Origin of the sequence: Insolitispirillum peregrinum (assembly GCF_900156605.1) — a bacterium.
In the GTDB taxonomy this organism is placed as follows: Bacteria; Pseudomonadota; Alphaproteobacteria; order Rhodospirillales; family Rhodospirillaceae; genus Insolitispirillum; species Insolitispirillum peregrinum.
In genome coordinates this window covers 17,616-31,514 of the sequence record NZ_FTOA01000013.1, presented here as the reverse complement: position 1 = coordinate 31,514, position 13,899 = coordinate 17,616, and the positions used below count along the sequence as shown (strand labels likewise).

General features: G+C 63.2%; 13 protein-coding genes. 6 read left to right on the top strand and 7 right to left on the bottom strand.

Translation table 11 applies throughout. The features are described 5' to 3' along the window. Positions 1-1,410 (top strand): 3-isopropylmalate dehydratase large subunit, encoded by a 1,410-nt coding sequence (leuC, locus tag BW995_RS19650; RefSeq protein ID WP_076402140.1) that lies wholly within the window; start codon positions 1-3, stop codon positions 1,408-1,410. Between the two features lie 148 nt (positions 1,411-1,558). After that, the gene (locus tag BW995_RS19645; protein WP_076402139.1) at positions 1,559-1,858 is read left to right on the top strand and encodes a hypothetical protein; all 300 of its coding nucleotides are present in this window, start codon (positions 1,559-1,561) and stop codon (positions 1,856-1,858) included. A gap of 16 nt (positions 1,859-1,874) precedes the next feature. Here the strand turns inward: BW995_RS19645 and BW995_RS20915 are convergent, their stop codons facing one another. Then, complete coding sequence (locus BW995_RS20915; RefSeq protein WP_175617137.1) at positions 1,875-2,015, bottom strand: hypothetical protein; 141 nt, start codon at positions 2,013-2,015, stop codon at positions 1,875-1,877. 24 nt (positions 2,016-2,039) lie between these two features. Here BW995_RS20915 and leuD point away from each other — a divergent pair, with 24 nt between their 5' ends. Together leuD and BW995_RS19635 are read left to right on the top strand one after the other, a co-directional pair. Then, complete coding sequence (gene leuD, locus BW995_RS19640) at positions 2,040-2,660, top strand: 3-isopropylmalate dehydratase small subunit (RefSeq protein ID WP_076402138.1); 621 nt, start codon at positions 2,040-2,042, stop codon at positions 2,658-2,660. Between the two features lie 308 nt (positions 2,661-2,968). Beyond that, a complete protein-coding gene (locus tag BW995_RS19635; protein WP_076402137.1) occupies positions 2,969-3,928 on the top strand; it encodes a UDP-glucuronic acid decarboxylase family protein in 960 nt (319 codons plus the stop codon). Here the strand turns inward: BW995_RS19635 and BW995_RS19630 are convergent. The 6 genes from BW995_RS19630 to BW995_RS19605 all read right to left on the bottom strand — a co-directional run bounded on the left by BW995_RS19630 (position 3,919) and on the right by BW995_RS19605 (position 10,390). Beyond that, positions 3,919-4,692 (bottom strand): hypothetical protein, encoded by a 774-nt coding sequence (locus tag BW995_RS19630; protein ID WP_076402136.1) that lies wholly within the window; start codon positions 4,690-4,692, stop codon positions 3,919-3,921. The genes BW995_RS19635 and BW995_RS19630 overlap by 10 nt on opposite strands. Positions 4,693-4,913: 221 nt before the next feature. Continuing rightward, on the bottom strand, positions 4,914-5,945 hold the full coding sequence (qhpR, locus tag BW995_RS19625; RefSeq protein WP_076402135.1) for an AraC-like transcriptional regulator QhpR: 1,032 nt from the start codon (positions 5,943-5,945) through the stop codon (positions 4,914-4,916). A gap of 52 nt (positions 5,946-5,997) precedes the next feature. Next, positions 5,998-6,543, bottom strand: a complete 546-nt coding sequence (locus tag BW995_RS19620) for a DUF2867 domain-containing protein (RefSeq protein WP_076402134.1) — start codon at positions 6,541-6,543, stop codon at positions 5,998-6,000. Positions 6,544-6,633: 90 nt separating this feature from the next. Then, positions 6,634-8,055 carry an ethanolamine permease gene (gene eat, locus BW995_RS19615; RefSeq protein WP_076402133.1) on the bottom strand — a complete coding sequence of 474 codons (1,422 nt, stop codon included), beginning with the start codon at positions 8,053-8,055 and terminating at the stop codon, positions 6,634-6,636. Positions 8,056-8,141: 86 nt separating this feature from the next. Next, complete coding sequence (gene eutC, locus BW995_RS19610) at positions 8,142-9,002, bottom strand: ethanolamine ammonia-lyase subunit EutC (protein ID WP_084195021.1); 861 nt, start codon at positions 9,000-9,002, stop codon at positions 8,142-8,144. Positions 9,003-9,007: 5 nt separating this feature from the next. Further along, a complete protein-coding gene (locus BW995_RS19605; protein WP_076402132.1) occupies positions 9,008-10,390 on the bottom strand; it encodes an ethanolamine ammonia-lyase subunit EutB in 1,383 nt (460 codons plus the stop codon). Between the two features lie 294 nt (positions 10,391-10,684). Here BW995_RS19605 and leuB point away from each other — a divergent pair, with 294 nt between their 5' ends. Both leuB and BW995_RS21395 read left to right on the top strand, forming a co-directional pair. Next, entirely contained in the window at positions 10,685-11,788 is a 1,104-nt protein-coding gene (leuB, locus tag BW995_RS19600; RefSeq protein WP_407656343.1) for a 3-isopropylmalate dehydrogenase, read from the top strand. A 299-nt stretch (positions 11,789-12,087) separates the two neighbouring features. Then, positions 12,088-13,866, top strand: a complete 1,779-nt coding sequence (locus BW995_RS21395) for a DEAD/DEAH box helicase (RefSeq protein ID WP_076402130.1) — start codon at positions 12,088-12,090, stop codon at positions 13,864-13,866. The last annotated feature ends 33 nt before the right edge of the window (positions 13,867-13,899 follow it).

Sequence of the window (13,899 nt, the reverse complement as noted above, 5' to 3'; positions counted from 1 at the left end):
ATGGCCAAAGCCCGTACCCTGTTCGATAAGATCTGGGATAGCCATCTGGTGGACGTGCAGGATGATGGCACCTGCCTGATTTACATCGACCGCCACATGGTCCACGAAGTGACCAGCCCGCAGGCCTTTGAAGGTCTGGCGATGTCTGGCCGCAAGGTTGCCCACCCCGAGCGCACCCTGGCCGTTGCCGACCATAACGTGCCGACGACAGATCGCTCCAAGGGCATTGCCAACGAAGAAAGCCGCATTCAGGTCGAAGCACTGGAACGCAACACCAAGGCGTTCGGCGTGCCGTACTTTGCGATGGACGACATCCGTCAGGGCGTGGTGCACATCGTCGGCCCGGAACAGGGCTTTACCCTGCCGGGCATGACCATCGTGTGCGGCGACAGCCACACTGCCACCCATGGCGCCTTTGGCTCGCTGGCCTTTGGCATCGGCACCTCGGAAGTCGAACACGTTCTGGCCACCCAGACGCTGGTGCAGGCTCCGGCCAAGAACATGCTGGTGCGCGTTGATGGCGAACTGGGCGTTGGCGTGACCGCCAAGGATCTGGTGCTGCACATTTGCGGCGTGCTGGGCACTGCTGGCGGCACCGGTTACGTGATCGAGTACGCCGGTGAAGCTGTGCGCAAGCTGTCGATGGAAGGCCGCATGACGGTCTGCAACATGACCATCGAAGCCGGTGCCCGCGCTGGCCTGATCGCGCCGGACGAAGTGACCTTTGCCTACTGTCAGGGCCGCCCGATGGCTCCGAAGGGTGCCGCGTGGGAAGCTGCCGTTTCCTACTGGAAGACCCTGCACACCGACGAAGGCGCGCACTTTGATGAAGTGATCGTCATCAATGCGGCCGACATCGAACCGACCGTCACCTGGGGCACCAGCCCGGAAGACACCATCGGCATTTCCGGTGTGGTTCCCAGCCCGGCCAATGCCCGTGATGCTGCCAAGGCCAAGGCCACCGAGCGGTCGCTGGAATACATGGGTCTGACCGCTGGCACCCCGATGGAAGAGGTTGCCATCGACGTGGTGTTCATCGGTTCGTGCACCAATGGCCGCATCGAAGACCTGCGGGCTGCCGCTGCCGTCGCCAAGGGCCGCAAGGTGGCTGCTGGCGTGCAGGCGCTGGTGGTGCCGGGGTCGGGTCTGGTCAAGGAACAGGCGGAAGAAGAAGGTCTGGATCAGGTCTTCATCGAGGCCGGTTTTGAATGGCGTGAACCGGGCTGCTCGATGTGTCTGGCGATGAATGCAGACCAGTTGACCCCGGGTCAGCGGTCGGCCTCGACCTCGAACCGCAACTTCGAAGGTCGTCAGGGCCGTGGTGGTCGTACCCATCTGGTCAGCCCGGCGATGGCCGCGGCGGCTGCCATCACCGGCAAGCTGACCGACGTCCGCAAGCTGATGGCCTGATCGTCTGGAGCCGTGAGCGCAAAAGCGGGAACCGGTTTTGCGCTCGCTGCGACAAACCAAACGGTTGGACCAGCGTGCCTGCGTCAGATTCACCGCACGCTGGTCTGGCCTCCCCTGACGTTTTGGTGTGAACAAGGAAAACCGTTCGATGGCCCAGAGTGCCGCTGCCGTGTTGCTGTTGATTAACCCGGCTCATACTGCTGGTCAGGATCTGGCCTCGGATATCGTTCTGCCCGCCGATTTGTTGGAACCGCTGTGTCATGCGGTCAACGACGACGGGACGCTGTACCATCTCGAAGACCTGTTCGGCATGCCCGAAGAGTTCGAAGAGTTCGAAGAGTGTGACGAGGACGAAGAGATGTTCCTCAGCGCCGACGATATCGAAGATGACATGTCGGCCTATGATCAGGTGTGGGTGTGGCGCAAGCCGCGCCTGCGCAAGGGCTGATCGGGCCTCGGCGGTTTCAGGCTGTGGGTGTTGGCCGCTGCCTCGCGGTGGCGGCCAGCATCCGGGCCTCTTGTTCCTTCAGCACATACATCGCCGCAGGTGGTTGCACCTGCTCGGGAATGCGCAAGGCGTGACGGGGCCGACCTCTGGCCGTCATGCCGTGCACCAAGGATAAAGACCGATGGAAAAATTCACCAAACTGACTGGCGTTGCTGCTCCGCTGCCGATGATCAACGTCGATACCGACATGATCATTCCCAAGCAGTTCCTGAAGACCATCAAGCGCACCGGACTGGGCAAGAACCTGTTCGACGAAATGCGCTATGACGCTGACGGCAATGAAATTGCCGACTTCATGCTGAACAAGCCGGCCTATCGTCAGGCGTCGATTCTGGTAGCGGGCGAAAACTTCGGCTGCGGCTCGTCGCGTGAACATGCGCCGTGGGCGCTGCTGGACTTTGGCATCCGTTGCGTGATCGCTCCCAGCTTTGCCGACATTTTCTATAACAACTGCTTCAAGAACGGCATCCTGCCGATCAAGTTGCCGCCGGCTGATGTGGAAAAGCTGCTGGACGATGCCCAGCGTGGTTCCAACGCGGTGGTGACCGTGGATCTGGAAAATCAGGTGATCACCGGCCCCGATGGCGGTTCGATCAGCTTTGACGTTGACCAGTTCCGCAAGCATTGCCTGCTGAACGGTCTGGACGATATCGGGCTGACCCTGCAAAAGGCCGACAAGATCAAGGCGTTTGAAGACGCTTTGGCTCCGTGGGCGGTGCCGGTTGGCAATATCGCTGGCTAGAGCAGTGAGCGCAAAAGTGGTTCCGGTTTTGCGCGCCATCACTGCGACAGAACAAAAGGTTAGAGCAGCGTGCCTGCGTACGATTAAACGCACGCTGCTCTAAGATCTGTTGGCGGAAGAATGCTGGAAACGGCGCAGAGGCTTGTCCTCTGCGCCGTTTTCTTTTGGGGATGGGGGTGCTGTAAGGCAAGCCTTAACAGATCGGTTGCTAGACTGCGCGGCGAAGGCTTTCATTTTTCTGGTTCTTTCAGGATCAGACCGACGCCGGGGCAGAACGCCCGCAACCCATGGCATGACGGAGCGCGACAATGGTGCTGACGGAACAACAGGTGATGGTCACCGGCGGAGCCGGTTTTATTGGCTCGCATCTGTGTGAACGATTGATCGAACGCGGCGAAGACGTGCTGTGTGTGGATAACTTTTTCACCGGCAGCCGCAGCAATGTCCGTCCGCTGCTGATCAACCCGCGTTTTGAAATGCTGCGCCACGACGTCACCATTCCGCTGTACGTCGAGGTTGACCGCATTTTCAACCTCGCCTGTCCGGCCAGCCCGGTGCATTACCAGTTTGACCCGGTGCAGACCACCAAGACCAGCGTCCACGGGGCGATCAACATGCTGGGGCTGGCCAAGCGGACCAAGGCCCGCATCCTGCAAGCCTCGACTTCGGAAGTCTACGGCGACCCGGTGGTTCATCCGCAGGTCGAAAGCTACTGGGGCAACGTCAATCCGATCGGTCTGCGTGCCTGCTATGACGAAGGCAAGCGCTGCGCTGAAACGCTGTTTTTCGATTACCACCGCCAGCACGGGGTGGAAATCAAGGTGGCACGCATCTTCAACACCTATGGCCCGCGCATGCATCCGCAGGATGGCCGGGTGGTGTCGAACTTCATCATGCAGGCCCTGCGCGGCGAAGACATCACCATCTATGGCGATGGCCAGCAAACCCGCTCGTTCTGCTATGTCGATGATCTGGTCGAGGCGCTGATCCGCCTGATGGATACCCCCGCCGGGATCACCGGTCCGATGAACCTTGGCAATCCCGGCGAGTTTTCAATGCTGGAACTGGCCGAGCAAGTGATTCGCCTGACTGGCTCCCGCTCGCAGATTATCCACATGCCGCTACCGGCCGATGACCCGAAGCAGCGCCGTCCGGATATTTCCTATGCCAAGAGCACCATCGACTGGCAGCCGACCGTGCCGCTGGAAGAGGGCCTGAAGCGGACCATTGCCTACTTCCGTGGCTTGCTGGAAAGCGGTCAGGCGTAAGGCGCAGGTGGCTTTGTGCGTCCTGCGATCAGGCTTGCTTTCGGCACTGCCGTTTCCGGCAGGGTGATCAGCAGGGTTTCCTGCGGAGTCGCCTGCACGTCCAGCGGGGGCAACCATGCAACCGCCTGCAAGTACCGGCTGAGGCGAAGGGCCTGTTTCAGCACCCATGCCGAAACAGGCACATCGACCTCGGCGGTACCGCGCAAAAAGACGGTTTCGCCGTCGGTGCGGGCGACCAGATGGGCATGGCGGACGCGGCTGGCGATAAAATGCAGCGACATGTTCAGGAATGAGGCCGGTCCGGTGTAGCTGACGCGGCTTAGCCACAGGTCAAGCTGCATGTCCGGGGCAGAGTTTAGCAGAAACAGCTTCAGGCCATCACGGTGGACTGTTGCGGATAAGGCTCGTAGCGTGCGCAAGGTCTCGGGCAGTGAGTCTTGCAAGGTCGGGCATTGCAGCAGCGCTTCGGCGTCGGCATCAACGGAAAACGTTGCCGCTTCAAGGTGCGGGTGCAGCGTGCCCTGCGCCAGAGCGGCCAGTGTGTGCTCTCCGATGCCAACACGCAGCCGGGGAAAGGCCAGCGTGAACAGGAAGGCTGCTTTGCCCGCCGTGCGCTGATCAATTGCCAGCACGCCTTGTCGCAAATCAACCTCTGCCCCGACCGGACGCCAGCGGGTCCAGAAGGGCTGCGGCTGTTGGCTGGTATGGGTGGTGAGGTGGGCAACGGCCCGCAGGCTGCCCTGACTGTTGGGCGTGTTGAGCACCGTCAGGCAGACAGAGCTGTTTTTATCCACAGGCAGCGGAAAGGGTCGACGACGCGATGGTCGCAAGGGATGCCGCAGGATTTGCCAAAACCGCCAGAAAGCGGAGGCCCGTTGAAACAGGGGGTGGTCAACCAGCTTTGACGGTTGGGAATTCTGGGGAGCAGGGAGCGGTGTCGTGTCCGGCGGCATAAAGAGTCCGTAAACAGAAAAGAGGCGCGACGTTATACCCCCAGCGCGTCCCGCATGCTTTTGGGCGAAACCCCGCTCCAGCGTTTGACCGCACGGGAAAAGGCACTGAGTTCACTATAGCCTAACAGAATGGCGATGTCGGTCAGGGGAATATGTCGCTGGGCCAGATACAGCCGGGCCAGATCCTGCCGCACTTGCTCGACGGCTTCGGAAAAGGACACACCGTGGTCGGCAAGGCGGCGTTGCAGGGTCCAGCGCGGGATTTCGAGCGCGTCGGCGATGGCGTCGATGTGGGGATAGCCTTCGCTGAGCTGGCTGCGGATTTCGCCTTTCACCCGGTCCAGAAACGACGGCCCGCCCTTGCTGCCCGCCAGCCGGACCAGCTCGGCGCGCAGGGTGCTCCAGCGGTCAAGGTTGCCGTCTTTCATCCGCCGTTCCAGATCGGGGGCGCGGAACACCAGCGCATTGCACGGCTGGCCAAAGTGCGCCGGGGCTCCAAAGGCCCGCTCGTGTTCCTGCGGGGCTTCGGGGGTGGCGTGCTCGAAATGGACTTCGTCGGGGGTCCACTGTGCGCCCAGCGCCCGCCGCAGAACGTTGACGAACATCCCCATGGTCAGTTCGGCATCCTGTCGGCGCTGGACGATGCGACCATCGAGAATGCGGTATTCCAGCCGCAACAGCCCGCAGTCGCGGCCCAGCCGGGTGTGGGTGGCCTGTTGGTGAAAGGGAAACAGCCCGGCCAGCGTTTCCAGTGCGGCCCCCAGAGTCGGGGCGCTGAGGGTGGCCTCGCCGATCAGGCCGAGCATTTCCGGCTGGAATTGCTGACCGAACCACAGACCGAAATTGTCGTGGCGGGTCTCCTGCGCGGCCAGCTCCATCATCGTGCAATAGGCCCCGAGGTCGAGCGCCAGTCTGGGATTGCTGATATCGTGCTCGGCAACCCCCGCCCGGCCCAAAACCGAGGCACAATCGCCCCCCATGGTGCCGAGAAAAGAGGCAAAGCCATTCGCGGCAGAGGCCAGAACCTTGCGGCCTGCGCTGGTTTCAGGGACGGAGACGGACATGCGGCGTTCTCCTGCGGGGGCAAAGGGCAAGTGTACGGGGCATTCGGGGGGATCAGAAAGACCCATCCTTTTGATCAAGCATCACCACGCGGTCGGCATCCCTGTTTTCATGCAGAAAACGGGCCATCCTCCGCACCATCGTTGCGGCAATCAGCAGGTGAAACGGCAGCACCAGCATCAAATAGCTCCAGCCGAGTCGGTTATGCGGCTTGACCAGCGAGCCGACTTCCAGATCGGTTCCCGTTGTCGAGGGGATCACGTGCAGCGACAGGCGGAAATCAAGGTGCCGGTCATTCTGGCCAATGATCACTTCGTGGGGGGTGATGGCCAGCAGGCGGAACACGCCGATCTCCTGCCCGACCTCGAACGGGGTGGTGAGGAACAAGGGTGGATTGTCACTCTTCAGGCCAAGGCGGCGGGTCATCGCGTTGCGCAGCCGCATCAACGCCGCTGCCCAGCCCGGAAACGAAGCGAAAAAGGCCCGGATCAGCATTTGCGACGAGGGCAGATGATCGCCGATCCCGGCCCGAAAAGCGTCGTGATACGGGTAACTTTCCGCTTCGGCGGAGAGCAGGGAGGCGGATGGAAACTGGCTCATGGCGATGATACCCCTGATCGCTGCAATACAGAGAACGCCGGAGTGCCTGAGCACTCCGGCGCACGCGCATGATGTGAAGGCAATCGCGCTTTAGTCAACCAGCGTCCGGGCTTCGGCCTGGGCAATGTCCAGCGTGCCATGCTCAAGGTTGGCAGCGTGCACGTCGCCGCTACGCAGGTGGGCGGTGGCAAAGTAGATGCCAAAGCCGATGGCAAACAGCACCAGGAACAGGCCGAACACCAGCAGGTTGTAATAAACCATCGTCCCCAGAGCCAGAATGGCCAGCACCAGCGACAGGGCAGGGAAGAACGGATAGAACGGCGCCTTGTAGGGGCGGTCCATCTCCGGGGCATCCTTGCGCAGCTTGAACAGCGCAGCCATCGACATGATGTACATCACGATGGCACCGAACACCGACATGGTGACGATGTTGGCGGTCAGGCTGAGGCCGCCAAAGCTGAGCAGTTCATCCGAGAAAATGGCGGCGATACCGATCACACCGCCCAGCAGGATGGCCCAGTGCGGGGTCTTGCGGGTCGGGTGCAGGGTGGCGAGCACCGGCGGCAGGAAGCCAGCGCGGGCCAGAGCGAACAACTGGCGTGAATAGCCCATGATGATGCCGTGGAACGAGGCGATCAGGCCGAACAGGCCGATCCACACCAGCATGTGCAGCCAGCTGCTGTTTTCACCGACGACGGCCTTCATCGCCTGCGGCAGCGGGTCGTTGATGTTGGCCAGTGCTTTCCAGTCGCCAACGCCACCGGCAAACACCATGGTGCCAAAGGCCAGAAACACCAGCGTCAGGATGCCGGCGATATAGGCGATGGGGACGGTCTTTTTCGGGTTCTTGGTTTCTTCGGCGGCCATCGCCGCGCCTTCGATGGCGAGGAAGAACCAGATGGCGAACGGAATGGCTGCCAGAATGCCGCCGACCGAGCCGAGGGTGAAGGTCGATTCCCCCGACCAGCCACCGGTGGCAAAGTTGCTCCAGCTAAAGCCCGGCGCAACCACGCCCATGAACACCAGCAGCTCGACAATCGCCAGTACGGTGACGAACAGTTCAAAGGTGGCGGCGATGGTCACGCCGACGATGTTCAGACCCATGAACACGATATAGGCCCCGACGGCGGCCATTTTCGGGTCCAGTGCCGGGAACTGCACGTTCAGGTACGAGCCGATGGCCAGCGCGATGGCGGGTGGGGCAAAGATGAATTCGATCAGGGTGGCAAAACCGGCCACAAAGCCGCCAACCGGGCCAAAGGCTTTCAGGCTGTAGGCAAACGGCCCACCGGCATGGGGAATGGCGGTGGTCAGTTCGGTAAAGCTGAAGATGAAGGTGGTGTACATGGCGGCGATCAGCAGGGCGGTCACCAGAAAGCCCAGGGTCCCCGCCTGCGCCCAGCCATAGCTCCAGCCGAAATACTCGCCAGAGATCACCAGCCCGACCGCGATACCCCACAGATGGAGGCCGCTCAGGCTTTTCTTGAGTTCGGGTTTGGTCTGTTCGGACATGGGCGGATGCCTCCTGTCTTGTCCGGTTGAATCCAGAGGCCTTCTTGGAGCTCTCAGGGGTGGCGCGTGGCGGCGCGCCGGCTTTTTTATGATTGCGCCTGGTGTTCTGATGGCCCCGGCACGGCAGGGGAGCCGCCCGGGGAGGCCAACAGCGCCCGTTCATCGGGCTTGAGATCCACCCCGGTCATCGCCAGCCGCTGGCCTTCCCGCGCCAGCCAGGCCAGCAAGGCGGCCGCATGGTCGGCCGACAGGCCGTCCGGGTGGATGTTGGAAATACAGTTGCGCTCGGAATCGCGCCGCCCGACCAGCGGGTGCCAGGTCAGGTAAATGCCCAGACTCTCGGCCACCGACAGGCCGGGGCGCTCGCCGATCAGGATCGCCACCATGCGGGCGTTCAGGCTCTGGCCGACCTCGTCGCCCAAAGCGACGCGGGCCTGCGTGGCAAACACCGGCGGCGCAATGCGCCAGTCGGACAGCGCCGCCCGGCAGGCCAGCAGGGTGGCAACGCCGTTTTGCATCACCGCCGTTGCCGACAGGCCATCGGCCAGCACAAAGGCCAGATCATAGGGAGTCTCGTCATCGCGGGCGGTCAGGGCCGTGCCGACACTGGCCGCATCCAGCCGCCGACCCCAGTCGGGGCGGCGCAGATAATCCGGGCGGTTGGTGGCGCGCGACTGCACCCGCAGCGGGGTTTGGTCCCAGCCGCCCTGATGCAGGCCGGTGGCGATGGTGTCCCAGTCAACGGCGGCATGGACGGCATCGCGGGCGCGGGCGTGGGCCAGCTGGAAATCGAGCAGGGCATCGGTCGGCAGGCCATCACCGGCACGGCCAAGGCCGATACGGGCGCGAGTCGAAGGCCGCAGACGGGCAAAGGGGTCGCGCTGGCTGTCGATATCGACCACGGCAGAACTCCGGCTGGGGCTGGCGGAAAAGGGGGAACGGGTCATCGGCTTCAGCCCTCCAGCAGACGGCGCACCGGTGCCGACGACGGCGACAGCGGCACCACCCGGCCATCGGCATCGGTCATCCCCATCCGGCGCAGCCAGGCTTCGAACTCGGGGGCGGGCGGGCGGTGGTGCTGGTGGCGCAGGCTGACGATGTCGTGAAAGGCCAGACTCTGGTAGTTCAGCATCACGTCATCGGCACCGGGGACGGCAATCAGGAAATTGACCCCGGCGACGGTCAGCAGGTTCATCAGGACATCCATGTCGTCCTGATCGGCTTCGGCGTGGTTGGTGTAGCAGACGTCCACCCCCATCGGCAGCCCCAGCAGCTTGCCGCAGAAGTGGTCTTCCAGACCGGCGCGGATGATCTGCTTGGCGTCGAACAGGTATTCCGGGCCGATGAAGCCGACCACCGTGTTGACCAGCAGAGGCCGGAAGGCGCGGGCGACGGCATAGGCGCGGACTTCCATCGTTTGCTGATCGACATCGTGATGGGCATCCGCCGACAGGGCCGCGCCCTGACCGGTTTCAAAATACATCACGTTGTCGCCGACGGTGCCGCGCTTCAGGTCAAGGGCGGCGCTGTGGGCTTCGGCCAGCAGGGCGAGGTCGATGCCAAAGCCCTTGTTGGCGGCCTGCGATCCGGCCACCGACTGGAACACCAGATCCAGCGGCGCCCCGCGCTCCATCGCCCGCAACGAGGTGGTGACGTGGGTCAGCACGCACGACTGGGTTGGAATGTCGAACCGCTGGCGCACCGCATCCAGCATTTCCAGCAAGGTGGTGCAGGCCGGAACACTGTCGGTGGCCGGGTTGATGCCGATCACCGCATCACCGATGCCATACAGCAAGCCATCGAGAGTCGAGGCGGCGATGCCCGCCGGGTCGTCGGTCGGGTGGTTGGGTTGCAGGCGCGAAGCCAGCCGTCCGGGCAGGCCGAGGGTGGAGCGGAAGGCGGTCACCACCTGACACTTGCCTGCCACCGAAATCAGGTCCTGATTGCGCATCAGCTTGGAAACCGCCGCCACCATTTCCGGCGTCAGGCCGGGAGCGAGGGCACGCAGGGTGGCGGGGGTGGCGTCATAGGACAGCAGCCAGTTGCGGAACTCGCCGACGGTCATCGCCGCCACCGGGGCGAAGGCGGCGGCATCGTGGCTGTCAATGATCAGGCGGGTGACTTCGTCCTGTTCATAGGGGATCAGCAGATCGTCAAGAAAGGTGCGCAGCGGCAGGTCGGCCAGCACCCGGCGGGCGGCCACCCGCCGTTCATCACTGTTGGCTGCCAGCCCGGCCAGTTCATCCCCCGACCGGCGCGGCGAGGCGCAGGCCATCACCGCTTTCAGGTCGGCGAAGGTATGGCGTTCGGTTCCCAGTCGGGCTGAATAGGCCATGGCGCGGCGTCCTTATGTGACTGCAAGGGACTGTGTGACTGCGTCGAAAGTCGGATGGAGGAAAGCACCCTCGCTGGACTATGACAGTAGGCAGGCAAAAGCCGTTTGACATTTGAGCACAGAAATTAGACAGCCTTCGCATATGCACACTATTTGTGCATTCGCAAAAGAGTCCGGCATTTTCCTCCCCGAAAGACGAGGGAGGCATGCACTCGGACATTGCCGGGACTGCCACACGCTCGTAATATCCGCGCCACCTTTTGATCCATGCATTTCAGCAGGGGAATCCCACTCATGAGCAAAAAGATCCTCATCCTGGCCGGTGACGGCATCGGCCCCGAAGTGATGACCGAAGTCAAACGCATCATTTCGTGGATGAACGCCCGGGGCCTGACCGACTTCGCCGTCTCCGAAGGTCTGGTGGGGGGCTCGGCCTATGACGTGCACGGCGTGCCGCTGGCCGACGAAACGATGGCCGAAGCGATGGATGCCGATGCCGTTCTGCTGGGTGCCGTCGGTGGCCCGAAGTGGGACAGCCTCGATTTCTCGGTGAAGCCGGAACGCGGCCTGCTGCGTCTGCGCAAGGAAATGGAACTGTTCGCCAACCTGCGCCCGGCGCTGGTGTTCGATGCCCTGGCCGAAGCGTCGTCGCTGAAGCTCGACATCGTCAAGGGCCTGGACATCATGATCGTCCGCGAACTGACCGGTGGCGTGTACTTCGGCCAGCCGCGCGGCATCACCACGCTGGAAAACGGCGAGCGTCAGGGCCTGAATACGCAGGTCTACACCACCTCGGAAATCGTCCGCATCGCCGAAGTGGCCTTTGACCTCGCCTACAAGCGTGGCAAAAAGGTCCACAGCGTCGAAAAGGCCAACGTGATGGAATCGGGCCTGCTGTGGCGCGAAGAAGTCCAGAAGCTGCGCGATGCCAAGTATGGCGATATCGCCCTCGAGCACATGTATGCCGACAACTGTGCCATGCAGCTGGTCCGCAATCCCAAGCAGTTTGACGTGATCGTCACCGACAACCTGTTCGGCGACCTGCTGTCTGATTGCGCCGCCATGCTGACCGGTTCGCTGGGCATGCTGCCGTCAGCCTCGATCGGTGCCGACATCGGCGGCGGCAAGCGCCGGGCGATGTACGAGCCGGTCCATGGCTCGGCCCCGGACATCGCCGGTCAGGGCAAGGCCAACCCGCTGGCCTGCATCCTGTCCTACTCGATGATGCTGCGCTATTCGTTCGGCATGCTCGACGTGGCCGACATGCTGGACAACGCCGTGCAGGACGTGCTGAACCAGGGCATCCGTACCGGCGACATCATGCAGGCAGGTGCGACGCTGGTTGGCACCTCGGGTATGGGCGACGCCCTGCTGAAGGCGCTGGAAGCCCGCGCGTAAGGTGTTTTAGACGTTTGAATGACAAAAGCCGTCGCCCGGTCGGGTGGCGGCTTTTGTTTGTCTGCCGTTTGGGGGCATGTCGAAGTTTCCTTTGACATTCCCCCTGCCGAGGCATACACCTTCAACCCTATACGGGCCAGCGACAGCGCGCAGAGGGGTGACCCCTCGTCCTTTTTGCCCGGTTCCCCCTATCAGATCCCGTGGCCGCGCGCTCGACGGGTGCAGTTGGTACCGACAAGTCCGTTCTGAAAGAGCAGAACGGGGCGCGGGCCACGTTTTTTTTTATTGAAAGAGACTTCATGACGTCTTTCCATGACCTCGGCTTGGCCGAGCCGCTCGTTCAGGCGCTCGATGCCGAGGGCTACCAGCAGCCGACCCCGATCCAGGCTGGCGCGATTCCCCCCCTGATGAACGGCAAGGACGTGCTGGGTATCGCCCAGACCGGGACCGGCAAGACGGCAGCCTTTGCGCTGCCGCTGCTGCACCACTTGCAGGCGGTCAAGCAGGGTGCGCGGGCGCGCAGCTGCCGGGTGCTGGTGCTGACCCCGACCCGTGAACTGGCCGTACAGGTGGCAGACAGCTTTGCCGCCTATGGTCGCCAGTTGCGCTTCAAGCGGGCGGTGATTTTTGGTGGCGTCGGGCAGAACCCGCAGGTGTATGCCATGTCGCGCGGGGTGGATGTGCTGGTGGCAACGCCGGGCCGTCTGCTCGACCTGATCAATCAGGGCCATGTGCGTCTGGATACCGTTGAGCGTTTCGTGCTCGACGAAGCCGACCGCATGCTGGCGATGGGCTTCATTCAGGACGTGCGCAAGATCGTCAGCCACCTGCCGGCGAAGCGGCAGACGGTGATGTTCTCGGCCACCATGCCCGACCAGATCGCCTCGCTGGCCCAGTCGATCCTGCATAACCCGCAGCGGGTGGAAGTGACCCCGGAATCGACCACTGCCGAGCGCATCAACCAGTCGGTGCTGTTCGTCAACCGCGCTGACAAGCGGGCGGTGCTGGAACACCTGCTGGCCGTCAACGGCATCGAGCGGGCGCTGATCTTCACCCGTACCAAGCACGGCGCCAACCGTCTGGCCGAACAGCTGGACAAGGAAGGCGTTTCCGCTGCTGCCATCCATGGCAACAAGAGCCAGGGGGCCCGTCAGCAGGCGCTGAACGCCTTCCGTGAAGGCAAGCTGCGGGCGCTGGTCGCCACCGACATTGCCGCTCGTGGCATTGACGTCGAGGGTCTGACCCACGTCATCAACTACGAACTGCCGAACGAGCCGGAAAGCTACGTCCACCGCATTGGCCGCACCGCGCGTGCTGGTGCCGACGGCACCGCCATCTCCCTGTGCGAACTGGAAGAAGTGGCCTACCTGCGCGACATCGAAAAGTCGATCCGTCAGCAGGTGCCGGTGGTGGGCGACCATCCGTGGCATTGCGAACAGACCTGTGACCTGCACCAGTCCAAGCGTCCGGCCCCGCGTCCGAAGCGCGGTGGTGCGACCGGGGGCCGGGGTGGCTTTGGTCGTGATCAGGGCGAAGAGCGTCAGGACAGCGGTCGGGGCTTCCGTGGTGAACGGGGCGGCGAACGGGGTGGCGAGCGCGGCGGTGACCGTTCGGGTCAGGGCCGGGGCTTCCGGGGTGGCTTCAAGGGCCGTCCGGTGGCTGCCAATGGCGAAGAAGGCCGGCCGTTCGTCGAACGGGGTGATCGGCCCCGTCGCCCGCAGGGCGACCGCCCTTATAGTGACCGCCCGCAGGGCGACCGCCCCTATAGTGATCGTCCGCAGGGCGAGCGCCCGAATGGTGACCGTTTCCAGGCGGATCGTTCGCAGGGCGACCGGCCCCATGGTGACCGTCCGCGCCATGACCGCGCGCAGGGTGAGCGTTTCCAGGCTGATCGCCCGCGTGCCGACCGTCCGCAGGGCGAGCGCAAGCACAGCCGTCAGGATGGTCCGCGGGCGGATGCCCGTCACGGTGACCGTCCGGCCGCCAATTCCAACCGCAAGCCGCGCTCCAACCAAAAGGACAGCATCGGCAAGGGCGGTGGCTGGGGTGGCCAGCGTCGCCGGGCTGCCGAGGGCTAATCCTCTCGGATGAATGAAAAAAGGGCGTCTTCC

What these genes read in the sequence shown, in the direction of transcription:
- leuC (WP_076402140.1), top strand. Translation starts at nt 1, where the DNA reads ATGGCCAAAGCCCGTACCCTGTTCGATAAGATCTGGGATAGCCATCTG.
- BW995_RS19645 (WP_076402139.1), top strand. Translation starts at nt 1,559, where the DNA reads ATGGCCCAGAGTGCCGCTGCCGTGTTGCTGTTGATTAACCCGGCTCAT.
- BW995_RS20915 (WP_175617137.1), bottom strand. Translation starts at nt 2,015, where the DNA reads ATGACGGCCAGAGGTCGGCCCCGTCACGCCTTGCGCATTCCCGAGCAG.
- leuD (WP_076402138.1), top strand. Translation starts at nt 2,040, where the DNA reads ATGGAAAAATTCACCAAACTGACTGGCGTTGCTGCTCCGCTGCCGATG.
- BW995_RS19635 (WP_076402137.1), top strand. Translation starts at nt 2,969, where the DNA reads ATGGTGCTGACGGAACAACAGGTGATGGTCACCGGCGGAGCCGGTTTT.
- qhpR (WP_076402135.1), bottom strand. Translation starts at nt 5,945, where the DNA reads ATGTCCGTCTCCGTCCCTGAAACCAGCGCAGGCCGCAAGGTTCTGGCC.
- BW995_RS19620 (WP_076402134.1), bottom strand. Translation starts at nt 6,543, where the DNA reads ATGAGCCAGTTTCCATCCGCCTCCCTGCTCTCCGCCGAAGCGGAAAGT.
- eat (WP_076402133.1), bottom strand. Translation starts at nt 8,055, where the DNA reads ATGTCCGAACAGACCAAACCCGAACTCAAGAAAAGCCTGAGCGGCCTC.
- eutC (WP_084195021.1), bottom strand. Translation starts at nt 9,002, where the DNA reads ATGACCCGTTCCCCCTTTTCCGCCAGCCCCAGCCGGAGTTCTGCCGTG.
- BW995_RS19605 (WP_076402132.1), bottom strand. Translation starts at nt 10,390, where the DNA reads ATGGCCTATTCAGCCCGACTGGGAACCGAACGCCATACCTTCGCCGAC.
- leuB (WP_407656343.1), top strand. Translation starts at nt 10,685, where the DNA reads ATGAGCAAAAAGATCCTCATCCTGGCCGGTGACGGCATCGGCCCCGAA.
- BW995_RS21395 (WP_076402130.1), top strand. Translation starts at nt 12,088, where the DNA reads ATGACGTCTTTCCATGACCTCGGCTTGGCCGAGCCGCTCGTTCAGGCG.